At 43.1% G+C, this 21,634-nt stretch carries 19 protein-coding genes; 8 read left to right on the forward strand and 11 right to left on the reverse strand.

The window, feature by feature from the left end; genetic code table 11:
- Window positions 1-71: 71 nt before the first annotated feature.
- Window positions 72-758: a TVP38/TMEM64 family protein gene (locus NL626_RS02710; RefSeq protein ID WP_005378366.1), complete on the forward strand. Its 687-nt coding sequence runs from the start codon at window positions 72-74 to the stop codon at window positions 756-758.
- Between the two features lie 20 nt (window positions 759-778).
- Window positions 779-1,099 carry a DUF2007 domain-containing protein gene (locus NL626_RS02715; RefSeq protein WP_017820033.1) on the forward strand — a complete coding sequence of 107 codons (321 nt, stop codon included), beginning with the start codon at window positions 779-781 and terminating at the stop codon, window positions 1,097-1,099.
- A gap of 31 nt (window positions 1,100-1,130) precedes the next feature.
- Here NL626_RS02715 and NL626_RS02720 read toward each other — a convergent pair whose 3' ends face one another.
- The 4 genes from NL626_RS02720 to topA all read right to left on the reverse strand — a co-directional run bounded on the left by NL626_RS02720 (window position 1,131) and on the right by topA (window position 7,947).
- A complete protein-coding gene (locus tag NL626_RS02720) occupies window positions 1,131-1,934 on the reverse strand; it encodes an alpha/beta fold hydrolase (RefSeq protein WP_017820032.1) in 804 nt (267 codons plus the stop codon).
- A 109-nt stretch (window positions 1,935-2,043) separates the two neighbouring features.
- A complete protein-coding gene (gene glgA / locus NL626_RS02725; RefSeq protein WP_253656964.1) occupies window positions 2,044-3,501 on the reverse strand; it encodes a glycogen synthase GlgA in 1,458 nt (485 codons plus the stop codon).
- Window positions 3,491-4,708, reverse strand: a complete 1,218-nt coding sequence (glgC, locus tag NL626_RS02730; protein WP_005378352.1) for a glucose-1-phosphate adenylyltransferase — start codon at window positions 4,706-4,708, stop codon at window positions 3,491-3,493. The genes glgA and glgC overlap by 11 nt, the downstream gene beginning before the upstream one ends.
- Window positions 4,709-5,316: 608 nt before the next feature.
- On the reverse strand, window positions 5,317-7,947 hold the full coding sequence (gene topA / locus NL626_RS02735) for a type I DNA topoisomerase (protein WP_005378351.1): 2,631 nt from the start codon (window positions 7,945-7,947) through the stop codon (window positions 5,317-5,319).
- A gap of 434 nt (window positions 7,948-8,381) precedes the next feature.
- Between topA and NL626_RS02740 the strand changes: the two genes are divergently transcribed.
- Window positions 8,382-8,630 carry a YciN family protein gene (locus tag NL626_RS02740; RefSeq protein WP_005387884.1) on the forward strand — a complete coding sequence of 83 codons (249 nt, stop codon included), beginning with the start codon at window positions 8,382-8,384 and terminating at the stop codon, window positions 8,628-8,630.
- 63 nt (window positions 8,631-8,693) lie between these two features.
- Here NL626_RS02740 and aroA read toward each other — a convergent pair whose 3' ends face one another.
- Entirely contained in the window at window positions 8,694-9,974 is a 1,281-nt protein-coding gene (gene aroA / locus NL626_RS02745) for a 3-phosphoshikimate 1-carboxyvinyltransferase (protein ID WP_005387883.1), read from the reverse strand.
- A 290-nt stretch (window positions 9,975-10,264) separates the two neighbouring features.
- Window positions 10,265-10,741 (reverse strand): glycine zipper 2TM domain-containing protein, encoded by a 477-nt coding sequence (locus NL626_RS02750; protein ID WP_005378348.1) that lies wholly within the window; start codon window positions 10,739-10,741, stop codon window positions 10,265-10,267.
- 39 nt (window positions 10,742-10,780) lie between these two features.
- On the opposite strand from NL626_RS02750, the gene aat reads away from it, so the two are divergent.
- The 3 genes from aat to infA all read left to right on the forward strand — a co-directional run bounded on the left by aat (window position 10,781) and on the right by infA (window position 12,486).
- Window positions 10,781-11,488 (forward strand): leucyl/phenylalanyl-tRNA--protein transferase, encoded by a 708-nt coding sequence (gene aat / locus NL626_RS02755; RefSeq protein WP_005387881.1) that lies wholly within the window; start codon window positions 10,781-10,783, stop codon window positions 11,486-11,488.
- Window positions 11,485-12,186: an arginyltransferase gene (locus tag NL626_RS02760; RefSeq protein ID WP_151514645.1), complete on the forward strand. Its 702-nt coding sequence runs from the start codon at window positions 11,485-11,487 to the stop codon at window positions 12,184-12,186. The genes aat and NL626_RS02760 overlap by 4 nt, the downstream gene beginning before the upstream one ends.
- 81 nt (window positions 12,187-12,267) lie before the next feature.
- Window positions 12,268-12,486 (forward strand): translation initiation factor IF-1, encoded by a 219-nt coding sequence (infA, locus tag NL626_RS02765; RefSeq protein WP_001040192.1) that lies wholly within the window; start codon window positions 12,268-12,270, stop codon window positions 12,484-12,486.
- Between the two features lie 133 nt (window positions 12,487-12,619).
- Here infA and clpA read toward each other — a convergent pair whose 3' ends face one another.
- Both clpA and clpS read right to left on the reverse strand, forming a co-directional pair.
- Window positions 12,620-14,887 carry an ATP-dependent Clp protease ATP-binding subunit ClpA gene (clpA, locus tag NL626_RS02770; RefSeq protein WP_151514644.1) on the reverse strand — a complete coding sequence of 756 codons (2,268 nt, stop codon included), beginning with the start codon at window positions 14,885-14,887 and terminating at the stop codon, window positions 12,620-12,622.
- Between the two features lie 50 nt (window positions 14,888-14,937).
- Window positions 14,938-15,258, reverse strand: a complete 321-nt coding sequence (gene clpS, locus NL626_RS02775) for an ATP-dependent Clp protease adapter ClpS (RefSeq protein ID WP_005378419.1) — start codon at window positions 15,256-15,258, stop codon at window positions 14,938-14,940.
- Between the two features lie 704 nt (window positions 15,259-15,962).
- Between clpS and cspD the strand changes: the two genes are divergently transcribed.
- A complete protein-coding gene (gene cspD / locus NL626_RS02780) occupies window positions 15,963-16,181 on the forward strand; it encodes a cold shock domain-containing protein CspD (protein ID WP_005378407.1) in 219 nt (72 codons plus the stop codon).
- A 183-nt stretch (window positions 16,182-16,364) separates the two neighbouring features.
- Here cspD and NL626_RS02785 read toward each other — a convergent pair whose 3' ends face one another.
- A complete protein-coding gene (locus NL626_RS02785; protein ID WP_253656965.1) occupies window positions 16,365-18,590 on the reverse strand; it encodes an NADP-dependent isocitrate dehydrogenase in 2,226 nt (741 codons plus the stop codon).
- A gap of 311 nt (window positions 18,591-18,901) precedes the next feature.
- On the opposite strand from NL626_RS02785, the gene NL626_RS02790 reads away from it, so the two are divergent.
- On the forward strand, window positions 18,902-19,603 hold the full coding sequence (locus tag NL626_RS02790; RefSeq protein WP_206957394.1) for a pseudouridine synthase: 702 nt from the start codon (window positions 18,902-18,904) through the stop codon (window positions 19,601-19,603).
- An 85-nt stretch (window positions 19,604-19,688) separates the two neighbouring features.
- Here NL626_RS02790 and NL626_RS02795 read toward each other — a convergent pair whose 3' ends face one another.
- Window positions 19,689-20,366: a DUF2057 family protein gene (locus NL626_RS02795; protein WP_017634732.1), complete on the reverse strand. Its 678-nt coding sequence runs from the start codon at window positions 20,364-20,366 to the stop codon at window positions 19,689-19,691.
- 76 nt (window positions 20,367-20,442) lie between these two features.
- Window positions 20,443-21,522, reverse strand: coding sequence for a porin (locus NL626_RS02800; protein ID WP_005378424.1), 1,080 nt, complete (start codon window positions 21,520-21,522; stop codon window positions 20,443-20,445).
- Window positions 21,523-21,634 lie beyond the last annotated feature (112 nt).

Below are 21,634 nucleotides of genomic sequence, written 5' to 3' on the forward strand. Positions count from 1 at the left end.
CGGTTTTTTTGTGAAATTTTTTCGGTTTTCCTACTGTCTTATTACATATATCCCAAATTGGAATCAAAATTATGAATAAGAAACTGATATTAGGTCTCATCCTACTAGCGGCTATCGTCTTTTTAGGTATTAACTTTGGCCAGTATTTAACCTTAGAGAATGCAAAAGCCCAACAAGAAGCACTAACTACATACATCGATCAGAATTTTGTATTCTCGGCTGCGATTTACTTTTTTACCTACATTGCAATTACCGCTTTTTCTATCCCAGGAGCGGCAGTAGTCACCTTACTTGGTGCAGCCTTATTTGGTTTTTGGACAAGCTTGCTACTGGTTTCTTTCGCTAGCACTATGGGGGCAACACTGGCCTTCTTGAGCAGCCGATACTTATTGCGTGACTGGGTACAAAACAAATTCGGAAATAAACTCAACGCAATTAATCAAGGTGTCGAAAAAGACGGAGCTTTTTATCTATTTTCCTTGCGTCTAATCCCTGTATTCCCTTTCTTTCTAATCAACTTACTGATGGGCTTAACGCCGATGTCTGTAGGTAGATTTTATCTCACTAGCCAAATAGGTATGCTGCCAGGCACAGCCGTATATCTGAATGCAGGTACTCAATTAGCAACAATTGAAAGCCTATCGGGCATTGTTTCACCCGCAGTATTAGCGTCTTTTGCGCTATTGGGACTATTTCCAATCATCACTAAATGGGTTATGAATAAAGTAAGGCCGACACCAAGTCAGCAAAACTCGTAATTGGTGAAGTGGGTATTTTGATGAAAATATTTATCGCTAAAAACCCAGCAGAAGCACACATTGTATGTGAGCTGCTTAAAGTGGAACAAATTTACTGTGAAGTTCGTGGAGAAGGTATTTTCGGCTTAAAAGGAGAACTGCCGTTTGGTGATGATACCGATCCTTATGTGTGGCTTTTTGACACGGCACAAAAGATGAAAGCTGAAGAAATAGTAAAAGCATATCGAAAACAATCCGATAGGCATGAGTATCAAGATTGGCAATGCCCAAAATGTCATGAAATAAACGAAGGGCAATTTGGTGCATGTTGGCAATGTGGATATCAACTAGGAGAGCTATAGCGGCTCTCCTATTCAGTGGATGCACTCAGTTTTAAGCACATACAGCTTGCTGTTTAATAAACTCGATGGAGTGTTGATTGAAGTCTTCTGGACGCTCTACATTGCATACATGACCACAATTCGGGATTTCTCGTAGAATGCTGAGCTTATGTGCTGCAACCATTTCTTTGACAGGTTTAATAAACATGTAATCCCTGTCGCCCATTAAGTAAAGAGTCGGAATGGGTAACTCTCGATCTTTAAAATATTTCATTAACGGATTTACATCAGCAGCAAGAATAAACCAACGTTTAAATTCTTTTTGGCAAAGCTTCTTGGCTTCGCGAATAAAAAGGTGGCGAGATTCTCGTTGGCTTCTTTGAGGCATAACAATATAAGCGAACAGTTTGTAGAGCCACATGTACGGTAGGATATGCTTACAAAAATTACCTAATTTCACCAATATCTGAGAACGAGTGTTAAGCCTTGTGACAGCACCGCCGAGCACCATCGAACGTACGCGCTCTGATGACAATTCAGCAAGGTTTCGAACAATAATAGTACCAAGCGACATACCGACAAAATGAGCGGATTGGATCTTTAAATGGTCCAATACTTTCAAAATATCTTGGGTAACTTCCGTAAAGGTATAACGGCTAGCAATGAGCTCTTTAAGTAACTGATTTGACTTTCCATGACCTCTTAAATCGATCAGCAATAAGTTAAAGTGTTGCTTGTAAGCTTTAATTTGCTTGAACCAGATAGAAGAGCTACCACCAGCACCGTGCACAAATACAACCCACTCATTACTAGTAGGGTGCAAATAGGTTTTATGAAAAAGTAGCGGCTGGGTCATATTGAGTATCAAAAAGATCGTGCTATTGAGTAAAAAGCCATCCTACCACACTCCCCTTACTCAAGATAATAAAGGCACCTCATTCGGAGCCTTTCGTTACAATTTTAAGTCAAACTAACGCTGAGTGGTAAAGCTGCAAATAAGATTCTGCGGCCTTTTGCCAACAAAAGTCTTGTTGCATCGCGTGCAACTGTACTTTATTCACTTCAGGCTCGTTTTGAGCGTAGAGCAACAGTGCCCTTAGCATCGTTAACAACAATGCCTGCGGTGTCGGTTCGAAAAAAACAAACCCCGTTGCTTCAGATGGGTTTACATCATAATCGCTAACGCTGTCCTGTAAGCCACCAACACCGCGTACTATCGGTAATGTCCCATAAGCCATACTATAGATTTGGTTTAAGCCACATGGTTCAAACTCAGAAGGCATCAAGAAGAAATCAGAACCCGCTTCAACGATATGCGCAAGTTCATTGTCATACGCTTCTACAAAGGCAAATTTGCTAGAAAACTGCGCGGCAACCTCTCGTAACTGAGCGGCAAGAACAGGGTCTCCGGTCCCAACGACAACTAGCTGAACATCGTGCTTCAAAAAATCGGCCAAAGCAGGCAACAAGTAATGAACGCCTTTCTGCTGGGTCAAGCGACAAACCATACCGAACATAGCTACATCTTTTTCGGGCAAATTTAGTCTTTGTTGTAATGCTTTTTTACAAGCTTTCTTCCCTTGCGACATACTTTTCTGGTCGGCGCAGTAATTAACCGGCAAGTAGGTATCCGTTTCCGGATTCCAAGCGCTGTAATCACAACCATTCAAGATGCCGACTAAGTCCTGCGCACGTTGCTGAAACTCCCAAGCCATGCCGTGACTGCCAAGCTCTGTTTTTAGTTCCTCTGCGTACGTAGGGCTAACCGCGTTTATCTTATCTGCATTCATTACACCAGCTTTAAGCATCGTAATATGCGTTGCACTCACCGCAGCATCGGGAACGTTTCTACAATGAAACTCGGGCAAACACTGCACGTCTTCATAACTAAATACGCCTTTAAAGACCGCATTGTGAATTGAAATGACGCTTTTAGTATGAGCAAAAAACGGATCATTGCCATACCTGTGCTTGAGCAAAAATGGAACAAGACCTGTGTGCCAATCGTTCGCGTGTATGATATTAGGTTGAAAGGCGAGCTTGGGTAACATGTCGAGACATGCTGCACTAAAAAACGCAAAGCGCTCGCCGTTATCAGTATACGCTTGGTTGTTCTCCGCATACATTGATGGTCGATTGAAATACGGCGGACAATCAATCAGGTAAACAGGATTTTGACCTAACATGAGCCGCAAAACTCGATACTCCGTATGCGGCCATGATGTTAATTCTGTTTCTAATACAACTTCTGCGTCTGCGAGTTTATCAATACTACTGTACGCAGGGATGGTAATTCTTACGTCTTGCTGTAGGTTTTGAAGGGCTTCCGGTAGTGCCTTGGCAACATCTGCCAAGCCACCACTTTTAATGAGGCCTTCAACCTCAGAAGCTACAAACAGAATAGATAAGTTGTTAGTAGCCAACTCGAGCTCCTTTCGGAATAACAACAATGCCCTCCTCAGACACGTGGAAGTGTTTTTTATCTTCTTGAAGATTCACACCAATCTGAGTACCAGGAGCAATATCGGCATCCTTGTCGACAATCACACGACGTAAAACACAGCCTTCGCCAATTTTTACGTCACCAAGAAGTATACATTCACTGATATCGCAAGCAGAAGCAATATTACTGCGAAAACCAAGCACCGACTTTTCGATTCTTGAGCCTCTAACATAGCTGCCATTACACACTAAACTATCTATTATCTGCACACGACCATTATCAGAGTCGGTAAATGTCGCAGGTGGCAATGGTGGGTAGTAGGTGTGCAATGGCCATTTACGGTTGTACAGCGAAAATGGAGCATCTTTTTCTAGCAGATCCATATGCGCTTGCCAGTACGCATCAATAGTTCCGACATCACGCCAGTACACCTCTTCTTTTTCGCCACTGATTTTGTTGGTACTGAAGTCATACACGAACACATCACCTCTAGGGAACATCTTTGGAATGATGTCCTTTCCAAAATCATGTGATGAAGCTTCATTATCCGCATCTTCGACCAACTCTGAGAACAGTACCTGAGCTTCAAAAACATAGTTACCCATTGAAACTAAAGCGTAATCAGGGTCACCAGGAATCGACTTCGGATTTGCTGGTTTTTCTTCAAAGCCAATCATACGACCTTCACTATCGACTTCGATAACCCCAAATTGCGACGCCTCTTTTAGTGGCATGCGCAATGCAGATACCGTCAGAGAAGCCTTCTTTTCTGAGTGGAAGTTCAGCATTTGTTTGATATCCATCTTATAGATATGGTCAGAGCCAAAAATACAAACTTGCTCTGGTTCCTCTAATTCCATAAAACGCAGGTTTTGATAGATCGCGTCCGCCGTCCCTTCGTACCAACGTTTACCAGTACGCATTTGAGCGGGAATAGGATCGATAAAGCGGTCTGTAATGCCGTTGATGTTCCACCCCTTTTTTAAGTGATGGAATAAAGATTGAGATTTAAATTGGGTTAGGACGTAAATGCGCATCAGATCCGCATTAACAAAATTGTTTAGAGCAAAATCGATCAATCGATAACTACCACCAAACGGTACCGAAGGTTTACTGCGAGATTCCGTTAAAGGTCTCAAACGAGAGCCTTCACCGCCAGCAAGAATCATTCCCAAAACACCAGCCATTTGTTGTTCTCCATATCGTTATAGCTTGGATTTGGTACTCGCTTGAATGAGTCATACTCGGGGAGTCAAGCGAATACATTTAGCAACCGTCTCTGAGTTTCTGTGAACTCTTACAACACGGATAAAAAAGCTACGGCACTTCCAGTATGCAACGTCCACTCTTTCCTTATTTTTTGACGCAAACAATGCACACAGTTGCACTAATTTTTGTAATAAATTATCTAAGCGGGTTCTAAATTACAATTTTTAATACGCCATTCTGTGTACCATATAGCTCTTGCGTACTCAAGACGATATCTAGATCACACATGGAAAAGCAAACGATTACATTGTGAAAACAATTTACGAACGGATTCACTACACCGCCGATTTTTTAGCCCAATGTATAACAAATATGTGAATGCAAAATGAAAGTTACAACGAATATTTTTTACATAAAAAATACATCAGCGACTACGAAATATTGATACTGGGATCTTCTCGCGTCAGCAAAACTCAGTCAAAGCAGCAAAGATCTATACGAACAACACAGTGGCCTTTACGCAAAAACAAAACGCAAAAAAGGCAGCGATATCGCTGCCTTTTTACATTACTTAGATCGTACGTTTTTATGCTTTCGCTTTTTTACGCTTATCAGTGACTTCCCACTTACCGTCAACAAAGAGCGCTGTCCAACCAGATGGTTTGCCATTCTCTTCCGAACGAACGTAGTTCTCTTTTGTTTTGCGACTAAAGCGTACGACTGCAGGACGACCATCAGGATCTTCTTGCGGTGCGGTCGCTAGGTATTTGAACTTCTCAGGTAAACGCTCTTCAAAACGTGCCAGTTCAGCAACCAAAGGAGCACGTGTCTCGCGCGATTTCGGGAAGTTGCTTGCCGCCATAAATAGACCTGAAGCACCATCACGAAGTACGAAATACGCATCTGAGTTTTCACATGGCAACTCGGGGAAATGAACAGGATCTTCTTTTGGTGGCGCGACTTCGCCATTCTTAAGAATCTTACGAGTGTTCTTACACGTTTCGCTCGTACAATCCATGTATTTACCAAAGCGACCGTTCTTAAGCACCATATCAGAGCCACATTTGTCACACTCAACAACTGGACCATCGTAGCCTTTTACTTTGAACTCGCCGTATTCAACAAGGTAGCCTTCACAGTTCGGGTTATTACCACAAACATGCATCTTACGCTTGTCATCAATCAGGTAAGCGTCCATCGCTGTTTCACAGATCGGACAACGCTTTTTAGCACGAAGAGCTGCGGTTTCAACGTCTTCTTCTAGAACGTTAATAATACCTTCTTCGTCACCCAAGTTGATGGTTGTCTTACAACGCTCTTTTGGTGGTAACGCGTAACCTGAACAGCCTAAGAACACACCTGTCGAAGCAGTACGGATGCCCATTGGACGGCTACACGTCGGACACTCGATATCCGTCATGACGATGTGATTTAACTTCATACCGCCTTCTGACTCATCTAGCTCCGCTTTTTCAAGATCGCCAGTAAAATCAGCAAAGAAGTTGTCTAACACAGCTTTCCAGTTCACTTCACCTTCAGCGATTTGGTCCAATTTCTGTTCCATACGCGCAGTAAAGTCGTAGTTCATCAAATCGTTAAAGCTGTCATCAAGGCGGTCAGTAACAATTTCACCCATTTTTTCAGCGTAGAAACGGCGCTGATCAACTTTCACATAGCCACGATCTTGAATCGTAGAAATGATCGATGCGTAAGTCGACGGACGACCAATGCCTCGTTTCTCCAGCTCTTTAACCAGTGCTGCTTCAGTGTAGCGCGCAGGTGGCTTTGTAAAGTGCTGTTTAGGGTCAAGTGACTCTAAGCTTAGCTTATCGCCAAGTTGTACCGCAGGAAGGATTGTATCCTCGTTTTTGCCCATTGGACGCTGTACACGAGTCCAGCCGTCAAATTTAAGGATACGACCTTTCGCTTTAAGCGTGTATTCTGCCGCTTTTACGCTGATGGTTGTTGAATCGTATTCTGCTGGCGTCATTTGACACGCTACAAACTGATTCCAAATCAAAGCATAAAGTTTGTGCGCATCAGCATCGACACCTTGCAGGTCTTCCGCCTTAACACCCACATTTGAAGGACGGATCGCTTCGTGCGCTTCCTGTGCCCCTTCTTTGCTACCGTACGTCAATGGTTTCGCTGGCAGGTACTTATCACCAAACTCAGAACCAATAAAGTCACGTACAGCGTCCACAGCCTCGGCACTTAGGTTAGTCGAGTCAGTACGCATATAAGTGATGTAACCGGCCTCATAGAGGCGCTGAGCTAGCATCATGGTCTTTTTCACGCCGTAGCCCAGGCGTGTACTCGCTGCCTGTTGAAGCGTAGAGGTGATGTAAGGTGCTGAAGGCTTGCTCTTTGTAGGGCGGTCTTCACGCTTACATACTTCGTAACTTGCATTCTCAAGTACAGACATCGCTGCTTTGGTTTCTGCCTCATTAACTGGCTTAAACGCAGAACCGTCTTTCTGAGCAACAAGCAGTTTAAAGTCCGCTTTGTCTTTCGTTTTCGTATTCGCATGAATGTCCCAGAACTCTTCTGGTACAAACGCGTTAATCTCACGCTCACGCTCAACTAAAAGTTTCACCGCAACAGACTGCACTCGACCAGCAGATAAGCCACGAGCCACTTTTTTCCAAAGTAGAGGTGAAACCATAAAACCAACGACACGGTCCATGAAGCGACGTGCTTGTTGGGCATTTACACCATCCATGTTCAGCTCACCAGGTGTCTGGAAAGCTTGTTGGATCGCGTTTTTCGTAATTTCGTTAAAAACTACACGTTTGTATCGCTCTTCATCGCCACCGATGATCTCACGAAGGTGCCATGCGATTGCTTCCCCTTCGCGGTCCAAATCGGTTGCGAGATAAACGCAATCTGCGTCTTTGGCGAGTTTTTGTAGTTCGTTGACAACTTTTTCTTTGCCTGGAAGGATTTGGTAATTCGCTTCCCAGTCATGATATGGGTTAATCCCCATTTTTTTGATCAACGCTTTGCGGTCTTTCTCTTTTTTAACGCGCGCTTTCTCTTCCGGACTCATCCCTTTAGTTGAGATGGCGGCGGCTTTTTTCTCACCAGTGCTTTGACCGGCCGTAGGCAGATCACGCACATGACCAACACTAGACTTAACAATAAAGTCTTTACCAAGGTACTTATTTATCGTCTTTGCCTTGGCTGGTGACTCCACTATAACGAGTGATTTACCCATAACTGACTCTAACGTCCTTCATAATAATGCGGGTAGAAACCTTGTTTAAAGGCCACCCGCATAATGTTCTATTTCATTGCTTCTTTTTTTACTATTGTGCGAGATGAAAAGAAGATCAACTGCTTTTTTGAAATTCAGATCCGATTGGTTGACAATTCATCGTCTTTATACTTCAAAGAGACAGGGTTCTGAAAGGTATTGAGCGGCATATCTAAACAGGCAAACTTAGCATCCGCTAATCCAATGCAATAAATTTTGTTACCCATCACAAAATAGTTTGGTTCAATGCTCTGCCATCTTCCTCCGCATCATGCTTATACTCTAAAAATTGATCTGTTTAGTCTTACTGAACGATTGACTGAATTAATCATGCAAACCCATTTTAGTTGTAGGTATACTCAGCGTTCTTAACTGAATAGGATGGTAGAAAGAATATGTCTGATAGAACGTTTATCGAAGAGTTCGACCTTCTTTTGATCGCTAACCAAATCATCCAAGAGCACGATGATTACATCGAGGGGATGCGAGCAACAAGCGTAGAAGAAAAAGAAGGTGTTTTAGTTTTTAAAGGTGAATACTTCCTTGATGACAAAGGTTTACCAACTTCAAATACGACTGCAGTATTCAATATGTTCAAATACTTAGCGCATCACCTTTCTAAGGAATTTACGCTGGTTAAATAGTATTGGGAAACAAAAAAGCCAGAGTGTTATTCACTCTGGCTTTCCTGTTTTAGGTCAGAATATTTAGCAACTTAAAGCCTTAAGTTTGTCGAAGTAGTCAGGGAACGTTTTCGACGTACACTTTGGATCGTTAATCGTCACAGGCGTATCACTAAGTGCCACCAGCGAAAAACACATCGCCATTCGATGATCATCGTAAGTATCAATCGCAGCATGCTTTAACTGAGAGACAGGTTTGACGATGATGTAGTCTTCCCCTTCTTCCACTTCCGCACCAACTTTACGTAACTCAGTCGCCATAGCTGACAAACGGTCTGTTTCTTTTACACGCCAGTTATAAACGTTACGAATAGCGGTAGTGCCTTCGGCAAATAACGCTGTTGTCGCGATGGTCATTGCAGCATCAGGGATATGGTTGTAATCCATATCAATGCCTTTTAATTGACCAACACGTGAAATTACGTAGTCATCACCCCATTCAATTTCTGCACCCATTTTTTCAAGCGCATCAGCAAATTGAATATCACCTTGAATGCTGTTTTTACCGATACCCGTGACTTTAACTTCTCCGCCTTTGATGGCTGCCGCCGCCAAGAAGTAAGAAGCAGAAGACGCGTCACCTTCAACCAAGAAATCACCTGGAGCGATGTATTGCTGACCGGCTGGGATCACAAACTCTTGATAGTCGTTGTTGATCACATCGACTCCAAACTGCTTCATGATATGCAGGGTGATATCGATATAAGGCTTAGAAACCAAATCGCCTTCGATGTTGATGCGAATTTCACCTTCAGCCAATGGCGCAGACATTAAGAAAGCGGTCAAGAACTGACTTGAAATGGACCCATCGATAGAAACTGTACCTGCTTTTAGGCCAGTACCAATTATTTTGAGAGGCGGAAAGTTCTCGTTTTCCATGTACTCAACGTTCGCACCAGCATCTTTCAGTGCCGTGACAAGGTGACCAATTGGACGCTCTTTCATACGAGGTTCGCCCGTCAGTACATACTCCCCTTCTCCAAGACAAAGAGCCGCAGCTAATGGTCGCATCGCAGTGCCAGCATTGCCGAGAAATAACTCTACCGGCTCTGAGACAGAAAACGGACGCCCAAGGCCTTCAACGAGACATTCTGTTTTATCTTCGGAAAGTTGGTATTGAACGCCTAGTTTAGTCAGCGCATTCAGCATATGACGGATATCATCACTGTCGAGGAGATTAGTAAGGCGAGTTCTGCCTTTAGCAAGAGCAGCAAGTAAAAGAGCTCGATTAGAAACGCTTTTAGAGCCAGGAAGGTTCACTTCCCCTTGAATTTTATTGATAGGTTGTAACGTTAGGCTTTCCATTAAAAGTTGATAATCCTTTGTGCCCTCAACATACGATTTTTTATGAGGGCTAAACAATTCTTCGTGAATTCAGACTACCCAAAAAAACACGACAAAACCAGAGTAAATCGGCGCTAATTTATGAATATCCTCAAGCAGCCTAAAGATACAGAATTAAAGGCATTGCCAGCGATGTAAATCAGAGCGAAAGAAGCACGGCGAAACAGCAAACTATTTCGACTTTATTTGACGATAAGCCAGCCCGACTGTACATGCCTGATTAGGCTTCGTTAGACTAAAACAACCTAGGGTTAATAAGTGATATCAACCCTGACTCCATCATCAAAATATAAAATACGAACTTCATCCCCTCGACTAAATAACATATTTTTATCAACATCTTGGATGACATTAATTAGCTTATCACCCTTCACTTTGATGAGTAGCTCAACTAACTTATATTCAACCGTGTATTGGTAATTACTTTGGTTTTGAGCAACTGCGGCACCTGCAAGCGCACCCACTGCCGTCGCGACTTCTCTTCCCGTACCGCCACCAAATTGATTACCGACTAAACCACCGATAGTGGCACCAAGTAGTGTCTTCCAACCGTTACTTTTCGATTGAACAACCTCTTGTTGAGTAATATAACGGACAGAGTCAATCTTCCCGTAAACTACTTCATTAACTGGCTTGGCAACATTTCTTTCATAGGCTGCGTTGGCGACAAGTGGTAAAAACAGTATGATCCCAAGCCATACTTTTACGATATTTCTTAACCAGGTCATCATAAACTCCTCTGACTCCAATGTTGGTAACGACTTCTTATGGCTATTTATTTAACTGAACTCGATGAAACGTTCAACTTTCCCTCACCCTATAAAGCACTCAGCGACCCCAATGGTTTGCTGGCTTTTGGTGGTGACTTAAACCCCATGAGAATCCTCAATGGTTACTATCAAGGCATTTTCCCTTGGTATGGTCCTGGTGAACCTATTTTATGGTGGAGCCCTTCTCCGCGCGCTGTGTTTGACCCATTGCAGTTTAAGCCATCTAAAAGTCTCAAAAAATTTCAGCGTAAACATAACTATAAAGTAACACTCAATTTCGCGACAGAAGAAGTGATTAGACTATGTTCTTCAACACGCCCTGCAGAGGAAACATGGCTCAACGAGGAAATGCAAGCTTCCTACATTGAGTTAGCCAAACTTGGTCACTGTCACTCTGTAGAAGTATGGCATGACAACAACCTGATTGGCGGACTATATGGCATCTGCGTGGGCCAACTTTTTTGCGGAGAGTCGATGTTTAGTCTAAAAGATAACGCATCCAAAATTGCATTGTGGTACTTATGCAACCATTTGGCGTCAAAGCAAGGTCAATTAATCGATTGCCAAGTTATGAATTCTCACTTGGCATCACTTGGCGCATTTGAACTTGAGCGTGACGAATTTATGCAAAAACTACTATCTTTAAGAGAAAAGCAAACACTATTTGATGCCTATCAGCCCCAAGTTTTGCAGGATTCAGTATGAGTACGGATATACAACATATTCGAATAGGGTTGACGAATAATCACCCTTGTAGTTATTTGCCTGAACGGCAAGAGCGGGTTGCGGTGGCGCTTGATGAAAGGCTGCATACTGAAGAAAATTACCAGTTGCTCATGGCTAACGGTTTTCGTCGTAGCGGAGATACCATATATAAACCGCATTGCGAGCATTGCACCGCTTGCCAGCCAATTCGAGTCTCGATTCCAGACGTTAGACTATCAAAAAGTCAGAAGAGGCTGCTTAATAAAGCACAGTCTTTACGCTGGGATATGAAACCTGAAATGGATGAGGAATGGTTTGAGCTTTACAGTCGGTACATCTGCAAACGGCATAAAAACGGCACTATGTACCCACCAAAGCGTGATGAGTTTGCTCGATTTGCTCAAACTAGCTGGCTGACAACGTCGTTTTTACACATTTACGATGAATCAGATCAATTGCTCGCCATTGCAGTGACAGATTTGATGCCACAATGCTCGAGTGCTTTTTATACTTTTTTTGACCCTGACTACGAGTTATCTCTTGGCACGTTAGCAGTGCTTTATCAAATTAAATACTGCCAAGAAAACAAACAACAGTGGCTATATTTGGGATATCAGATTGATGAGTGCCCAGCAATGAGCTACAAAACACGCTTTCAACGCCACCAAAGGCTAGTAAATCAGCGTTGGCGAGGGTAGAATACGCCTCAACTTTACATAATTACTATTTAGCGGCAGAATATAGCCCGCTAATATTGCCTAATTTCTAAAGAGGATTAAATGGCTAAAGAAGACGTAATCGAGATGCAAGGCACAGTCCTTGACACTCTACCAAACACTATGTTCCGTGTTGAACTTGAAAACGGTCACGTTGTGACTGCTCACATCTCTGGCAAGATGCGTAAGAACTACATCCGTATCCTAACGGGTGACAAAGTAACTGTAGAGATGACTCCATACGACCTGTCAAAAGGCCGCATCGTCTTCCGCGCTCGTTAATCTCTGATTTTCGGATGCAATAAAAAACGGAGCAAGCTGCTCCGTTTTTTATTGCACAATTTTTTCCGATTTAGTTCAGATAAAAAAGCGCACGATCTTCTCGTGCGCTTTTGCGTTTGTTACCGACTAACGATTAATGCATCGCTGTCTCTTTCTCACTTAAGTATTCAAACTCAAGCGTATCGTTGACCAGCGTTACTTTCACTGTACCGCCGTCAACTAAAGATCCAAACAACAGTTCGTTAGCCAAAGGCTTCTTAAGCTGTTCTTGGATAACACGCCCCATTGGGCGAGCCCCCATAGCTTTGTCATAACCTTTATGTGCTAACCAATGGCGAGCGTCTTGCGATACTTCCATTGAAACGCCTCTCGCATCAAGTTGCACTTGCAGTTCAACAATGAACTTATCAACCACTTGATGGATAACGCTTTCATCAAGGCTGTTAAACCAGATGATGTTATCAAGACGGTTACGGAACTCAGGAGTAAACACCTTCTTAATTTCCGTCATTGCATCGTGACTGTTGTCTTGTTGAATCAAACCAATTGATTTCTTCTCGGTTTCCGCCACACCTGCGTTAGTTGTCATAACAAGAATGACATTACGGAAGTCTGCTTTGCGACCATTGTTGTCCGTTAGCGTACCGTTATCCATGACTTGCAACAACAGGTTAAAGATATCAGGGTGCGCTTTTTCAATCTCATCAAGTAATACGACTGAGTGTGGGTGCTTAATAACAGCATCGGTTAGCAAACCACCTTGGTCATAACCGACATAACCAGGAGGCGCACCAATTAAGCGACTTACGGAGTGACGCTCACCATACTCAGACATATCAAAACGAAGTAGTTCGATACCTAGAAGCTTAGATAACTGCACCGTCACCTCTGTTTTACCAACCCCTGTTGGGCCTGCAAACAAGAATGAACCAACAGGTTTGTTGTCTACACCTAAACCTGCACGTGTCAGCTTGATCGCCTCGGACAATGCATCAATCGCATTATCTTGACCAAATACCAACATCTTCATTTTGCTATCTAAGTTTTTCAAAATGTCTTTATCTGAAGAAGAAACCGACTTCTCTGGAATTCGCGCCATTTTGGCAACCATTGATTCGATATCAGCCACTCCGACCGTTTTTTTACGACGGCTTGCAGGAGCAAGACGACTACGCGCACCAGCTTCATCAATGACATCAATGGCCTTATCTGGTAGATGGCGTTCATTAATGTATTTAGCCGACAGTTCTACCGCGGCACGCAGTGCTTTATTGGTATAACGTACTTCATGGTGAGCTTCGTACTTCGGCTTCAAGCCCATCAAGATTTTAGTTGTATCATCCAATGAAGGCTCTACAACGTCTATCTTTTGGAAACGGCGAGACAACGCACGCTCTTTCTCGAAAATGTTGCTGTACTCTTGGTATGTCGTCGAACCAATACAACGCAACTTACCGCTACTTAAAAGAGGCTTAATAAGATTTGCTGCATCGACTTGACCACCAGATGCCGCGCCTGCACCGATGATGGTATGTATTTCATCGATGAACAAAATGGCATCTTCTTCTTTTTCAAGTTGTTTCAAAATCGCCTTGAAGCGCTTTTCAAAATCACCGCGATATTTGGTACCAGCGAGCAAAGAGCCAATATCTAGTGAATAAATCACGCTGTTTTGAATAACCTCAGGGACCTGCCCTTCGACAATTCGCCATGCAAGACCTTCCGCAATGGCTGTTTTACCAACCCCTGCCTCACCCACTAGTAGTGGATTATTCTTGCGGCGTCGACAAAGTACCTGAATAGTGCGCTCTAACTCTTTATCACGTCCAATGAGTGGGTCGATGTTTCCATCTTTAGCGACTTGATTAAGATTCGTCGCAAAGCTTTCTAGGCGTTCTTCAGAATTAGGCTCTTCAACACTTTCTGAGCTAAACGAGTCTGATGATGAATCCTCACCTGCACCTGATGCTTTAGTAATACCATGGGAGATGAAGTTAACAATATCTAATCGGGAGATGTCATTTTTCTTCAGTAAGTAAGCGGCATGCGACTCTTGCTCACTGAAGATAGCAACAAGCACGTTGGCGCCTGTTACTTCATTACGACCAGACGACTGTACATGAAAGACGGCGCGTTGTAGTACACGTTGAAAACTCAAAGTCGGCTGCGTTTCACGCGTCTCATCACTATCTGGGATAAGAGGCGTAGTTTGATCGATGAAAATATCGAGTTCGTTGCGTAAAGCGTCAAGATCCGCCTTACAAGCTAGAAGGGCTTCCTTAGCTGCATCATTTTCCAACAATGCAAGTAGGAGGTGTTCGACAGTCATAAACTCGTGGCGTTTGTCGCGCGCCCGAGCAAATGCACCGTTAAGGCTTGACTCTAGTTCTTTATTTAGCATAAGTACCTCCCGAAAAAACAACTGGGGTTGTTCGAGCAAGTCTTCTTTGTTTACGCTTGCTCCATAGTGCAAAGTAGCGGATGTTCATTTTCCCTTGCGTACATCGTAACTTGCGCTACTTTTGTTTCGGCAATTTCTGCGCTGTATGTGCCGCAGATTGCCTTTCCTTCATAGTGGACCTGAAGCATGATTTGAGTTGCTTTATCAATATCATGTGAGAAAAATCGCTCAAGCACCTCTATGACGAAATCCATAGGTGTATAGTCATCATTATTGAGTACGACATTGTACAGCTTAGGTGGCTGGACTTTCGTACTTTCTCGCTCCAGAAGATCAGAGTCCGGAGTGACCCATTCAAAATTTTTACTCATGGCAATCTAAAGATATCGTATCAAAGGGTTGATGTTTTCGACCTATAAAAACAATCTACCACAAGCGTGCAGCGCGGTGTAGTGAGTTATGGCACCGAATTCGATCTTTGATCGATAAAAGTTGCTACCTAATATAGAGACTAATGCACGTCTTGATACGGCGCAAATAAAAGATGCTTGTCGATAAGTTACGCATTTTTTCTTATAAAAGAACTTTCTATTTATTGCTTTCGGACTATTGCAAACCGCCCCATCATCTTCTATCTGGATCACACTTCCTCATTGAGAATACGGTAATTATCACGAAAACTTCATTTTTTATTCAGTCAGAGGATTCTTCTACCATAAGCAACACGGACAGTATGGCTTTTTCAGTATGAACCACTTCATAGGCAAATTGACTAAACTTCTGCGTATATACGAAAAACTGTTTGCAAATTTGTTAATCTCAAAAGTGATTTGTTTTCAATTATGTTTCTGTTTGTTGCTCACTGCTATTGACTGTCGAAATTCATTGACTACAGTGGAAAGTGTCGATGCATAAATCATCATTTTGAAACCTCTCTTCTTTAAGTGGTTTGATGAATGTGACTTATCATTGATTTGACGTTTGTTGGCATTCGCTGACAATGGTAGTACCAAGTTAAAGGTATAACTTGGTTGCAGTAACAACATCAGTAAAAAATGCATGAGGGATGTAAAGCATGGCTACAGGTACAGTAAAGTGGTTTAACAATGCCAAAGGATTTGGGTTTATTTGTTCAGATGAAGAAGAGGGAGATATCTTTGCCCACTACTCAACTATCCAGATGGACGGTTATCGTACACTGAAAGCAGGCCAACAAGTCTCTTACGAGATTGAAAAAGGTCCCAAAGGCTGTCACGCGAGTAGCGTCGTGCCTCTTGAAGGCCAAGCCAAATAATTAGAGCGCTGTCGAAATATAAAAATATTGCTCTCGAAACGCCACGTTGATGTTTTGAAGAGAAAAATAAACCCGCCAAGATAGCGGGTTTCTTACTATTTAGAGCACGTGTTACAAAAGGAACACTTACAACGCACTTACAGGATAGGAAACACGCCGAAAACGACGTGTTTTTACACTAACTTACTTGTTAATGATTGCGTTAAAGGTTTCGCTTGGACGCATCAATTTAGAAACCAATGCATCGTCTAGTAAGTAGTAACCTCCTAGCTCACCTTTCACGCCTTGCGCATTATTTAGCTCAGCAACGATCGTTTCTTCCTGCTCTGAAAGCGCTTTTGCAATTGGTGCAAATTCAGCAGCAAGATCCGCATCACCCGTTTGCTCTGAAAGCGCTTTCGCCCAGTAAAGTGCAAGATAGAAGTGGCTTCCACGGTTATCTAGCTCACCCACTTTGCGTGACGGAGATTTGTTGGTGTCTAAAAACTCACCGGTCGCTTTATCTAGTGTATCTGCTAGAACCTGAGCCTTAGGATTGTTTGTCGCTACACTTAAATGCTCTAACGAAGCTGCAAGCGCTAGGAACTCGCCCAAAGAATCCCAACGAAGGTGATTCTCTTTTTCTACTTGTTGAACGTGCTTAGGAGCAGAACCACCAGCGCCTGTTTCAAATAGACCACCACCATTCATCAATGGAACAATAGATAGCATCTTAGCAGACGTACCTAACTCTAGAATTGGGAACAAGTCTGTTAGGTAGTCGCGAAGAACATTACCCGTTACAGAGATAGTATCCAGACCCGCTTTCATACGCTCTAGTGAGTACTTACAAGCTTCAACAGGAGATAGGATCTTAATCTCTAGACCGTCAGTATCGTGATCTGGTAGGTAGGCGTTTACTTTCTTGATGAGCTCAGCATCGTGCGCACGGTTTTCGTCTAGCCAGAATACAGCTGGAACACCTGTTGCACGTGCGCGAGTCACTGCTAGTTTAACCCAATCTTGGATTGGTGCGTCTTTAACCTGACACATACGGAAGATATCACCTTCTTCAACCGCTTGCTCTAACAGTACGTTACCTGAAGCATCAACAACGCGAACAGTACCCGCAGCGTCTAGAATGAATGTCTTGTCGTGAGAACCATACTCTTCAGCTTTCTGAGCCATTAGACCAACGTTAGGTACGCTACCCATAGTGGTTGGATCAAATGCGCCGTGCTCTTTACAGAAATCAATAACCGCTTGGTAAATACCTGCGTAGCTACGATCTGGAATCATCGCTTTGGTGTCTTTTTGTTTACCATCTGGTCCCCACATTTGACCCGAAGAGCGAAGCATTGCTGGCATAGAAGCATCTACAATAATGTCACTTGGTACATGTAAGTTTGTGATACCACGATCAGAATCAACCATCGCAAGTTCTGGTTGAGTTTGGTAAACCGCTTGAATGGCCGCTTCAATTTCTGCTTTTTGCGCTTCAGGTAGAGACTCAATTTTTGAGTAAACATCACCGATGCCATTGTTTACATCAACGCCTAGCTCTTCAAACAGCTTACCGTACTTATCGAAAACGTCTTTGTAGTAAACTTTTACTGCATGACCGAAAATGACAGGGTCAGAAACTTTCATCATCGTCGCTTTCATATGAAGAGACAGCAGCACGTCTTGTGCTTTCGCTTCAGCAATCTCTTTCTCGAAAAATTCAACCAACGCCTTCTTCTTCATTACTGAAGTATCAATGACTTCTTTATCTAGTAATGGGAACGCAGACTTAAGCTCTTTAACTGTACCATCATTACCGACAAACTCGATTTTGACCTCTGTTGCACCAGAGATAGTTGAAGACTTTTCGCTACCAAAGAAGTCATTGTCTGACATGCTCGCAACATGAGACTTAGATTCTGCTGACCATGCACCCATTGAGTGTGGGTTTTTCTTCGCGTAGTTCTTAACCGAAGTCGGAGCACGACGGTCTGAGTTACCTTCACGAAGTACTGGGTTAACCGCACTACCTTTGATTTTGTCGTAAGCCGCTTTAATCGCTTTCTCTTCGTACGTGCTCGGCTCTTCTGGGTAGTTTGGTAAATCGTAACCTTTCGCCTGAAGCTCTTTAATCGCCGCTTTAAGCTGAGGAACTGAAGCTGAAATGTTAGGTAGCTTGATGATATTTGCTTCTGGAGTTTGAGCTAGTTCACCAAGCTCAGTCAACGCATCGCCAATGCGCTGTTCTTCTTTTAGATGCTCTGGGAAGTTAGCGATAATTCGACCTGCTAGTGAAATATCACGAGTATCTACATTGATGCCAGACGATGCTGTGAATGATTGAATGATTGGTAGTAATGAATAAGTTGCTAGCGCCGGCGCTTCATCAGTGATGGTGTAGATAATTGTAGGTTTTTCTGTAGGCATGAAATTTCCCTATTTTTTAATCAACTTGTTGGCTGATCAACTCAGCGTCTGAGTTGGTTTAATTGACGCATTGCTGCACGTTAGCAGTACATGTCTCCTCACTAACGCCACATGCGGTTCGCACTCTTTGTTGTAGTTTGAAGCTCTAAGCTCTGAATCCATGAGTGCACTGATATAATTAAACAAATAACACGAATTAGTCTATCATTCTGTGCGCGTTTGTTAGTTTTAGGCGCGCAAATCATATCCGATCATGAGAAAACTTAAAACTTTCAAACACAGTTCATTTACATTTTTGCAGGGTAGTTAACATGTCATCTCGTACAGGTCAGGAAAAAGGTCGCAGTCGTAACCAGTCTAAAACGGGCCATTTTAAACACTCAGGAGCTCGCAATGGCTCGAAGACTCGTACTCAGCAAGACCGCCGCCCTAATCGCCCAACAAAAAGCCAAAAGCCAAAAGTGGCCCCTAAAGAACGTAAAGTCATTATTTTCAATAAGCCTTACGATACGCTCAGTCAATTTACCGATGGCGATGGTCGCAAAACGTTAGCGGACTATATCCCAATCAAAAATGTCTATGCGGCTGGCCGATTGGACCGAGACAGCGAAGGTTTGATGGTACTCACTAACGATGGCATCTTGCAGGCGAAGTTAACGCAGCCAAAGTCAAAATCGCCGAAGACTTATTGGGTTCAAGTCGATGGCGCTCCTCAGGAGCAAGATCTTGAAAAATTGAGGAAGGGAGTAGAGCTAAAAGATGGTATGACTCTACCAGCCGAAGTTGAAGTTATTCCAGAACCACAAGTCTGGGACAGAACCCCTCCGGTCCGTTTTCGAGCAAATATCCCTACCACTTGGTTAGCCATTACCATTATCGAAGGAAGAAATCGTCAGGTGCGTCGCATGACTGCGCACATTGGCTTCCCTACTTTGCGCCTCATTCGTCATTCGATGGGTGATATCGTCCTTAACGACCTAATGCCTGGTGAATGGAGAGAAATCTCTCTCTAATAAGCAGAAAAGATAAAAGCAGGCTTAAAGCCTGCTTTTTAGATTCGTACTTTTTCAGTTAAGCCCTATCTAATGAACTAAGGGATTACTGCTCAGCAAGCCAGTTTTTAAATGCCTCTTTTTCCGCCGGAGACGCTTTCTGGTACATAGTCTTTAATACATCAACCATTGGGCTGTCGTTCGATGCGGCTGTTGAACGGGTATCACTAGTCTCAACTCGAGGCTCGATATCACTTACTGATTGTTGATGCTGATTCACAGTTACATAACTAACGGCAACACTCGCGATACCGCCAGCAATATTGTAGTTACGAGATTCTTGAGGGTAATTACGACCAATTTGAACACCATCTGACTCTAATACATCTTCGACCAAAGCAATAGGTTGGCCTTTGGTATCCAGTAATTGCCAATCTAGAGGCGAGATGTTGTTTTGCGCTTGGCGAAGAGTTTTAAACTCTGGCAGTTCAAACGTTAACTTTTCGTTTTCAGCATCAAATTTAGCAACGATTACATCACTGTAAACCGTCTTAAGGTTTTCGTTAATTTCGAATGTAGGTTGATATTTGAAGACAATTTGATTCGTTCCGTCAGGTAGTTCGATTGTCTTCTCACTAGAAAAAAGACCACCTTCTAGATCTGGCTTCTCCATGTTGACGGCCAATAACTTCACGTCTTCTGGAACCACTAAAGTCGTTGCAGCGTAGAGGTTTGTACTGGCAAAAATAGACAGTGCCATTGCCACTTTTAATGATAACTGCATAGAATTTTTCATCCTTATCTTCATAGTAAAAGACCCAGCATATAGCTGGGTCTTACAATATCAAACTGGGTATTGATTACCAGTAGAAACGAGCACCAACACCGAAGTTAGTTGCGTCGTCTGTGTCTTTGTTGTCGAAGTCAGTACCTTCGAAAGTGTAACCCGCTTCTGCGAATACACGTGCCCATTTAGAGAACTTGTATTCAACACCAGCGTAGAACCAAGAAGAGTCTGCGTCTACTTTACCTGCTTCGTCAGTAGACTGAGCTAGGTACTCGTAACCAGAGTATAGAGTTGTTTTAGGAGCAACAGCGAACATACCAGCTACAACGATGTAGTGTGAATCAACTGTTGATTTACCTAGCTTATCTTCGTTTTCGTTGTAGTAGTACGTAGCACCTAGAGTGTGCTCGTTTAGTGCGTACTCAGCAGTTACTTCAAAAGATAGGTTTTCGTTATCAGTACGCTCTGTGTGAGAAACTGTTTGCTCTACACCATTAAGAACTAGTTTTTTCTCTTTAGTTACGTTGATGTCGTTGTTCGCAGTAAGTACACCAGCGTGTAGAGATAGGTCGTTGAAAGATTTACCAACGAATACTTCTAGTACTTCTTCGTTAGAATCTTTTTCGCCTAGCGCGTAACCAGCTTTTAGCCAGAATGCGTCATTTTCGTAAGCGTATTTGATTTGAGAATCGTTGTTCCAAGCGTGACCGTATGCAGTTTCCGCTGCGTTACCACCGAAGAAGTAAGAGTAATCTGCGAAGTATACGTCATCAGCCCAAGTACCTTCTTTACCGAAGCGAAGAGTACCCATATCACCCATATCAAAGCCGATGATGTGGCGACGTACGTATACAGAGTCATCTGTACGCTCGCTTGAATCAGCACCTGCGTCGTAGTTGTCACCTAGAGCAACACCGATTTCAACTTCACCCAGAACTTTTAGGCTTTCGTCAACAACGTAAACCGCGTTCACACCAGTACGAGAAGAGCTAGTGTTTAGCTCTGCTGTGTGATCAGTTTTTTCTGTGAATAGAAGAGTTGGACGTAGCTGACCGTAGAAATCTACAGAACCTTCTTCAGATTTGAATACTTCAGCTGCGTTCACTGAAGTTGCAGACGCAACTACAGCTAGTGCTAATAGAGTTTTTTTCATAATTAATCCACTGCCTTTTCTTAGTTCGGGATATCCTTGTCCGGTTCCCTTTTTTTATATGCTTGAGGTAGAGCGTTAACAAAACGTTATACAGCACCTCCTCAAAATCTGG

Origin of the sequence: Vibrio sp. Y58_MX_L22, from assembly GCF_024181865.1 — a bacterium.
GTDB lineage: Bacteria > Pseudomonadota > Gammaproteobacteria > Enterobacterales > Vibrionaceae > Vibrio > Vibrio alginolyticus.

Excerpts from the sequence above, each read along its gene's own strand:
- NL626_RS02710 (WP_005378366.1), top strand. The coding sequence starts at position 72 with ATGAATAAGAAACTGATATTAGGTCTCATCCTACTAGCGGCTATCGTC.
- NL626_RS02715 (WP_017820033.1), top strand. The coding sequence starts at position 779 with ATGAAAATATTTATCGCTAAAAACCCAGCAGAAGCACACATTGTATGT.
- NL626_RS02720 (WP_017820032.1), bottom strand. The coding sequence starts at position 1,934 with ATGACCCAGCCGCTACTTTTTCATAAAACCTATTTGCACCCTACTAGT.
- glgC (WP_005378352.1), bottom strand. The coding sequence starts at position 4,708 with ATGGCTGGTGTTTTGGGAATGATTCTTGCTGGCGGTGAAGGCTCTCGT.
- topA (WP_005378351.1), bottom strand. The coding sequence starts at position 7,947 with ATGGGTAAATCACTCGTTATAGTGGAGTCACCAGCCAAGGCAAAGACG.
- NL626_RS02740 (WP_005387884.1), top strand. The coding sequence starts at position 8,382 with ATGTCTGATAGAACGTTTATCGAAGAGTTCGACCTTCTTTTGATCGCT.
- aroA (WP_005387883.1), bottom strand. The coding sequence starts at position 9,974 with ATGGAAAGCCTAACGTTACAACCTATCAATAAAATTCAAGGGGAAGTG.
- NL626_RS02750 (WP_005378348.1), bottom strand. The coding sequence starts at position 10,741 with ATGACCTGGTTAAGAAATATCGTAAAAGTATGGCTTGGGATCATACTG.
- aat (WP_005387881.1), top strand. The coding sequence starts at position 10,781 with ATGGCTATTTATTTAACTGAACTCGATGAAACGTTCAACTTTCCCTCA.
- NL626_RS02760 (WP_151514645.1), top strand. The coding sequence starts at position 11,485 with ATGAGTACGGATATACAACATATTCGAATAGGGTTGACGAATAATCAC.
- infA (WP_001040192.1), top strand. The coding sequence starts at position 12,268 with ATGGCTAAAGAAGACGTAATCGAGATGCAAGGCACAGTCCTTGACACT.
- clpA (WP_151514644.1), bottom strand. The coding sequence starts at position 14,887 with ATGCTAAATAAAGAACTAGAGTCAAGCCTTAACGGTGCATTTGCTCGG.
- clpS (WP_005378419.1), bottom strand. The coding sequence starts at position 15,258 with ATGAGTAAAAATTTTGAATGGGTCACTCCGGACTCTGATCTTCTGGAG.
- cspD (WP_005378407.1), top strand. The coding sequence starts at position 15,963 with ATGGCTACAGGTACAGTAAAGTGGTTTAACAATGCCAAAGGATTTGGG.
- NL626_RS02785 (WP_253656965.1), bottom strand. The coding sequence starts at position 18,590 with ATGCCTACAGAAAAACCTACAATTATCTACACCATCACTGATGAAGCG.
- NL626_RS02790 (WP_206957394.1), top strand. The coding sequence starts at position 18,902 with ATGTCATCTCGTACAGGTCAGGAAAAAGGTCGCAGTCGTAACCAGTCT.
- NL626_RS02795 (WP_017634732.1), bottom strand. The coding sequence starts at position 20,366 with ATGCAGTTATCATTAAAAGTGGCAATGGCACTGTCTATTTTTGCCAGT.
- NL626_RS02800 (WP_005378424.1), bottom strand. The coding sequence starts at position 21,522 with ATGAAAAAAACTCTATTAGCACTAGCTGTAGTTGCGTCTGCAACTTCA.